The organism is Tatumella sp. JGM118, from assembly GCF_018257515.1.
In the GTDB taxonomy this organism is placed as follows: Bacteria; Pseudomonadota; Gammaproteobacteria; order Enterobacterales; family Enterobacteriaceae; genus Tatumella; species Tatumella terrea.
The window spans coordinates 150,112-156,111 of the sequence record NZ_JAERJR010000007.1; the positions used below are offsets into that span (position 1 = coordinate 150,112).

The 6,000-nt window shown below is 54.4% G+C and carries 5 protein-coding genes; 2 read left to right on the forward strand and 3 right to left on the reverse strand.

Annotated elements, in window-relative coordinates:
• Positions 1–17: 17 nt before the first annotated feature.
• Positions 18–1,070 (reverse strand): 3-deoxy-7-phosphoheptulonate synthase AroG, encoded by a 1,053-nt coding sequence (gene aroG, locus JK223_RS09440; protein WP_212713929.1) that lies wholly within the window; start codon positions 1,068–1,070, stop codon positions 18–20.
• Between the two features lie 275 nt (positions 1,071–1,345).
• Here aroG and zitB point away from each other — a divergent pair, with 275 nt between their 5' ends.
• Positions 1,346–2,308, forward strand: a complete 963-nt coding sequence (gene zitB / locus JK223_RS09445) for a CDF family zinc transporter ZitB (protein ID WP_212713930.1) — start codon at positions 1,346–1,348, stop codon at positions 2,306–2,308.
• On the opposite strand, the gene pnuC is transcribed toward zitB, so the two are convergent.
• The gene (gene pnuC / locus JK223_RS09450; RefSeq protein ID WP_212713931.1) at positions 2,305–3,027 is read right to left on the reverse strand and encodes a nicotinamide riboside transporter PnuC; all 723 of its coding nucleotides are present in this window, start codon (positions 3,025–3,027) and stop codon (positions 2,305–2,307) included. The genes zitB and pnuC overlap by 4 nt on opposite strands.
• Before the next feature lie 136 nt (positions 3,028–3,163).
• The gene (locus JK223_RS09455; protein ID WP_212713932.1) at positions 3,164–3,661 is read right to left on the reverse strand and encodes a methylated-DNA--[protein]-cysteine S-methyltransferase; all 498 of its coding nucleotides are present in this window, start codon (positions 3,659–3,661) and stop codon (positions 3,164–3,166) included.
• A 159-nt stretch (positions 3,662–3,820) separates the two neighbouring features.
• On the opposite strand from JK223_RS09455, the gene JK223_RS09460 reads away from it, so the two are divergent.
• Entirely contained in the window at positions 3,821–5,293 is a 1,473-nt protein-coding gene (locus JK223_RS09460; protein ID WP_212713933.1) for an AlkA N-terminal domain-containing protein, read from the forward strand.
• Positions 5,294–6,000: the final 707 nt, after the last annotated feature.

Sequence of the window (6,000 nt, forward strand, 5' to 3'; positions counted from 1 at the left end):
TTTTTTTTAACCCGGCATTACTCTGCGCGACGGGTACGAACCGCTTGTGCAAGCTGCTGTAACACCTGTTCGGTAGCCTCCCATCCGATGCAGGCATCGGTGACACTCTGGCCATACACCAGTGTTCCGGCCTCCGGGCTCTGATTCCCTTCCACCAGATGACTTTCGATCATCACGCCCATAATGCTCTGATCCCCGCCGGCAATTTGTCCGGCAACATCCGTCGCCACTTCCAGTTGTTTCTGATACTGCTTAGAGCTATTGGCGTGGCTGAAATCGATCATGATTTTTGGATCCAGACCGGCGCGGACTAATCCCTCACGGACCTCTGCCACATCAGACGCCCGGTAGTTCGGTGCTTTACCGCCACGCAGGATAATATGGCAGTCCTGGTTTCCGGAGGTTTCGACGATCGCTGAATGGCCATATTTAGTCACTGACAGGAAGCAGTGCCCCGCAGCGGCGGCATTAATCGCATCGATAGCGACTTTAATCGTACCGTCGGTACCGTTTTTAAACCCGACCGGGCAGGACAGTCCGGACGCCAGCTCACGATGCACCTGTGATTCGGTGGTGCGGGCACCGATAGCCCCCCAGCTCATCAGATCTGCCAGATATTGCGGGGTGATCATATCCAGAAATTCACCGGCGGCTGGCAAGCCCGTATCATTAATGTCTGATAACAGTTTACGGGCAATTCTCAGACCCTCATTAATCCGGAAGCTGCCATCCATCTGCGGATCATTGATCAATCCTTTCCAGCCAACGGTGGTGCGAGGTTTTTCAAAATAGACACGCATAACAATTTCCAGTTCACCCGACAGTTGCTGGCGCAACTTTCGTAATTTACTGGCATATTCCAGAGCCGCTTGCGGGTCATGGATTGAACAAGGACCGATCACCACAAGCAAGCGATCATCCGTTCCCTGCAGAATCTTTTGGATGGCCTGACGGCATTCAAAAACCGTCGCCGCCGCCGCGTCAGAGGCCGGATACTTTTCCAGCAATGCTATTGGCGGGAGCAGTTCTTTAATCTCCCGAATCCTTAAATCGTCATTCTGGTAGTTCATAACGGTTCCAAAAAAAATGAATGTAGAAAATCCCTATCACTCTAGCCTGCAGCGCGGTCAGAGTAAATTAGCTTTAACCTTGCTATTCTGCTCACTTTAAAGAAGATTGACTGTTAAACCACTCACAGGTGTTAAACAACCCCCCGGATGGCCCTGCCACCGCCACCCGGTCCGGGCAACCTATGCCATACTGATAACATCTTATTACAGGCTGTCTGGCGAGTCTTCAGGGCCGGACAGGGTAACAATAACCACCACCAGGATGAATTTTTCCTATGGCTCATTCACATCAGCACGCCCCTGCCAGTGTTAACCGCTCCCGGTTACTGGCCGCTTTTATCGTCACCACGCTGTTTATGCTGGTGGAAGTCATTGGCGGCTGGCTCTCAGGCTCTCTGGCCTTACTGGCCGATGCCGGACATATGCTGACCGATGCCGGCGCCTTATTACTGGCATTACTGGCGACCCACTTCTCACAGCGCACTCCGGAAAAACATCAGACTTTTGGCTTACTGAGGCTGACTACCGTCGCGGCCTTTGTTAATGCCCTCGCGTTACTGGTGATCATTCTACTGATTGTCTGGGAAGCTCTGCTGCGCTTTCGCTCCCCGCAACCGGTGGCCGGCGGGCTGATGCTGGGGATTGCCGTGGCCGGATTACTGGCAAATATTCTCTGTTTTTATCTTCTGAAGCAGGGGCAGGGAAAAGAAAATCTTAATGTCCGGGCCGCGGCACTGCATGTGCTGGGTGATCTGCTCGGCTCTGCCGGGGCGATTGTTGCCGCCTTACTGATCTTATGGACCGGATGGACACCCTTTGATCCGATTTTGTCGATTCTGGTATCCCTGCTGGTGCTGAATAGCGCCAGGCAGCTGATACGCGACAGTCTGCGTGAACTGCTGGAACATGCCCCGGCCAGCATTGATATTGATAAACTCAGCCGGCAGCTGACGCTGAATATTGCGGAAATACGTAATGTTCATCACGTTCATCTCTGGCAGGTGGGCGAAAAAACGCTTCTGACGCTGCATGCCAGAGTTATCCCGAATTACCAGCAGGATGCATTACTCGGCCGTATCCATAACTGGCTTAAAGAAAATTATTCAATCACCCATGCGACGGTACAGCTGGAATATCAGGAATGTACGCAGCCGGAATGTCAGTTAGGCACCGAAGCGGAGTCCGGGAATGATGATCACCACCACTCCCGGGACTATGAGGGATCGTTACATCATTAAGGGCGGCTGAGCGCGCGGGAATGATGTTCCCGCGCACTGGCTATCCATAAACGGCAACCATTTAAAGCAATAAAGGTCAGTACGACATACTCCAGAGACATCGCATACACCCCTTGCAGGGCAAAGACACCGATACTGATAAGATTGATCACCACCCATAGCAGCCAGTTTTCCACATACTTACGGGTCATCAATACCATCGCAACCACCGACAGAACGGTCATGCAGGCATCCCAGAACGGATAGGCGTCTGGCTGTAACGGGGGTACCGACACACTGAAACCGGCCAGCTGAAGCAACTTAACCATGGTGGCAGACAGAGCGCCGAAAACGGGGTCAATAAAGCGGGTCAGTAAGCCGATAGCAATCACCACAACGACCAGCCAGACCAGTGTCTGTCGGCGTGACATCCAGCGGACAGATAAGGTGGGATCGCTGCCGGCCGCATGGCGGGTCCAGGCATACCAGCCATAAATATTGGCCAGGAAAAAGAAGATCTGCAGCAACAGGCTGGAGTAGAGTTGGATCTGGAAGAAAATCAGTGCAAACAAAGTGACGTTGATCAGGCCAAAAAGATAATTAATAATTTTTTCTTTACTGGCCAGCCAGATACAAAGTAAACCGCAGAGCGTTCCTATCGCTTCAATCCAGGAGAGGTTATACCCTCCCCGGCCGATAGGAATATGAACCAGCAAATGGTTAATACTGAAAAAATCCATCCTCTCTCCTCCGGGTGACGCCGGACGCCGATTGTTTACTATAAAAAACCAAGAAACCGGATAATGCCACAATATTTACTGATAACACAGTTTTGTTTTATAAATTAAACACCGCCCCGGGAATGAACCTCCTGAATTAACTGACGTGCGTCAGGTAATTCTTCGCCTCGAGCGAGAGTAATTGTTGCTTAACCTCCAGTCCGCCGGCAAAACCGGTCAGACTCCCGTTGGCGCCAATGACCCGGTGACAGGGAACGATCACCGATAGCGGATTTCTGCCATTGGCTGCGCCGACCGCCCGCATGGCTTTCGGGCGATGGATACGCCCGGCTATCTCACGATAACTCCGCGTTTCACCGTAGGGAATTTCTCTCAATGCCTGCCATACCTCGCACTGGAAAGCTGTGCCTTCAAACTGTAGCGGTAAATCAAAGGTTTGTCGCTGGCTGTCAAAATATTCTGTTAACTGCTGTGCTGCCCGTTCCAGCACCGGATGATCCGTGACCCGTAATTCAGGAAATGCCCGGATGCGTGAAGGGCGTTCATTTTCCCAGGCCACAGCGGCCAGCCCCTGCTCCCCGGCAATCAGGGTCAGTTCACCGACCGGTGTCAGCAATAATCTGTAATAGTACATATAACATCTCCCTGCGCTGCACGATGCTGAACATTATGCCACGTTCGCGCCGGGTCACCGGCGGTTTTCGGACAGCGGATTATTTAGTTTCCCTGTCCGGAAACCGCCAGCCAGTCAGGCGTTATACTTATACGCTGAGCGCCTGAACAGGAGAGAACCATGAATGATGAAGAGAGTGCTTATCAGGCGATGGTCAGCCGGGACAGCCGGTTTGATGGACTATTTTATGTCGCCGTACGGACAACCGGCATTTACTGCCGGCCGGTCTGCCCGGCGCGTAAGCCCTTACGTAAAAATTGTCATTTTTTTCGCTATGCTGAACAGGCTGAAAAAGCCGGCTACCGGCCCTGCCTGAGATGCCGGCCAGAGCTCGCCCCCGGCAACGCACCGATAGACCAGGCGGCTTCACTCTGCCAGCAATTCATTGATGCTATTGAAGCCGGTCTGCTGGATAGCGACAGTCATCTGCCGGAAATAGCCAGACGCTTTTCGCTCAGTGAACGTCAGTTCAGGCGTATTCTGCATCAGCAACTGGGGATAAGCCCGCAGGAATTACGTCAGAGCCGGCGACTAAAACTTGCCCGCCAATTGCTGACCGAGACCCGGCTACCGGTGACGTCCATTGCATTTAGCAGTGGCTTCGGCAGTATCCGTCAGTTCAATTCCGCGTTTGTGACACATTATCATCTGGCCCCGACAGCCTTCAGAAAAAGTCTGCCTGCCCTGCCGGATCCGCAGCAACATCAGACGGAAAAAGTCCGGTTATCTTATCGGCCGCCTTTTGCATGGTCTGCCCTGCTCCGTTTTCTCGCCAGGCGCAGTATTAAAGAGGTTGAGTGGATAGACGGTGAGTATTACCTGCGCACCCTGGCGATTGGCCAGTGCCGGGGGTGGATCCGCGTGGGGGATGATCCCCGGCAACATTGTCTGAGGGTAGAGTTCAGCCACTCACTGACCCCCGTGTTACCGGTGTTATTGCAGCGGTTGCGGCAACTTTTTGATTTGAGTGCGAGGCCGGACCAGATAGCCGATCATTTGTCCCGGGATCCTCTGCTGGCGCCGTTGGTTCTGAAAAACCCCGGTCTGCGGGTGCCTGGTTGCTTTGACCCGTTTGAACTGGCAGTCAGGGCTATCCTCGGGCAACAGGTCACCGTCGCGGCAGCGACGACACTGAGTCAGCGGCTGGCGGCCCGGTTCGGACAGCCGGTGGTTACCCCCTTCCCTGAGCTGAGCCGCCTCGCGCCGACAGCAGAGGATTTAACCGGAGCGACCGCGGACGATATCGGCTCTCTGGGTATCGTGGGAAGCCGCATCAACGCGATTCTGGCGCTGGCGGACGCCACCCGGAACGGCCTGTTCAGAGAACTGCAACACGATCCACAATTCCGGGGGCCGCAACTGCTGACTGAATTACCCGGCATTGGCCCCTGGACGGCACAATATATTGCGATGCGGGCCTTTTCGCTGACAGATGCGTTTCCTAAAGAAGACATTGCGCTGCGTAAAGCCCTCGGCGGACTGACACCGCGCGCTGCAGAACAACGCTCGCTGGTCTGGAGCCCCTGGCGGAGTTATGCCGTCATGCTGCTCTGGCAGGCGGAAGAAAATAAGAAAGCGACGGCAAAGCCATAAACGCAGCTCCGGCGACGGAGGCGAAAGAGCCTCTCTCCGCAGACGACGGGTTGTCAGGCAGGAACGGACTCCCGGCCCTGTGCTCCCCTTCCTGCTGACCGCAGGGTATCTGTACAGTGCCCATAACAGGGAGGACCGCCAGCAGATACCCGGCCACGGAGGACAGTCTTAACGGAGAGACTCATTCACGGACTTAGCGGCCCCTGAGTGACAGGGAGGGAGGCAGAAACAGGCCGGTGAGCCGCACGGGTTCCGCATTATCCCGACTCCCCCCGGATTTCCGGCAGATATTTTCACGACAGCGCGAAGAGATTCAGCGTGAAAAGCAGGCCCCCTCCTGAGAGAGGATTTTCCGGGCCGGGGAATTTGCCTGTGTATTAGATTCTGTTCCGGCCGGAGAGCAGCGTGCTGTCACCACAGAAACGCCTGAGCCTGCGCTATTATACCCGTAATACCCCGCTGAACCTGCCGTTAAGGGACAGTGTGCTTTGCAGAGAGAGTATGAGTTGCAGAAACGGATGCCGGCTCTGCGGCGGCCACAGATCGCAGCGCAAGACCCGCCAGCTGAATGACCGGTAGGATCCCCGGGGGCAGAAACGAAAAAAGCCCCCTGAGGGGGCTTTTTCCTGAAATTGGTGGGTCGTGCAGGATTCGAACCTGCGACCAATTGATTAAAAGTCAACTGCTCTACCAACTGAGCTAACGAC

Coding starts and splice junctions, on each gene's coding strand:
- aroG (WP_212713929.1), bottom strand. CDS start 1,070: ATGAACTACCAGAATGACGATTTAAGGATTCGGGAGATTAAAGAACTG.
- zitB (WP_212713930.1), top strand. CDS start 1,346: ATGGCTCATTCACATCAGCACGCCCCTGCCAGTGTTAACCGCTCCCGG.
- pnuC (WP_212713931.1), bottom strand. CDS start 3,027: ATGGATTTTTTCAGTATTAACCATTTGCTGGTTCATATTCCTATCGGC.
- JK223_RS09455 (WP_212713932.1), bottom strand. CDS start 3,661: ATGTACTATTACAGATTATTGCTGACACCGGTCGGTGAACTGACCCTG.
- JK223_RS09460 (WP_212713933.1), top strand. CDS start 3,821: ATGAATGATGAAGAGAGTGCTTATCAGGCGATGGTCAGCCGGGACAGC.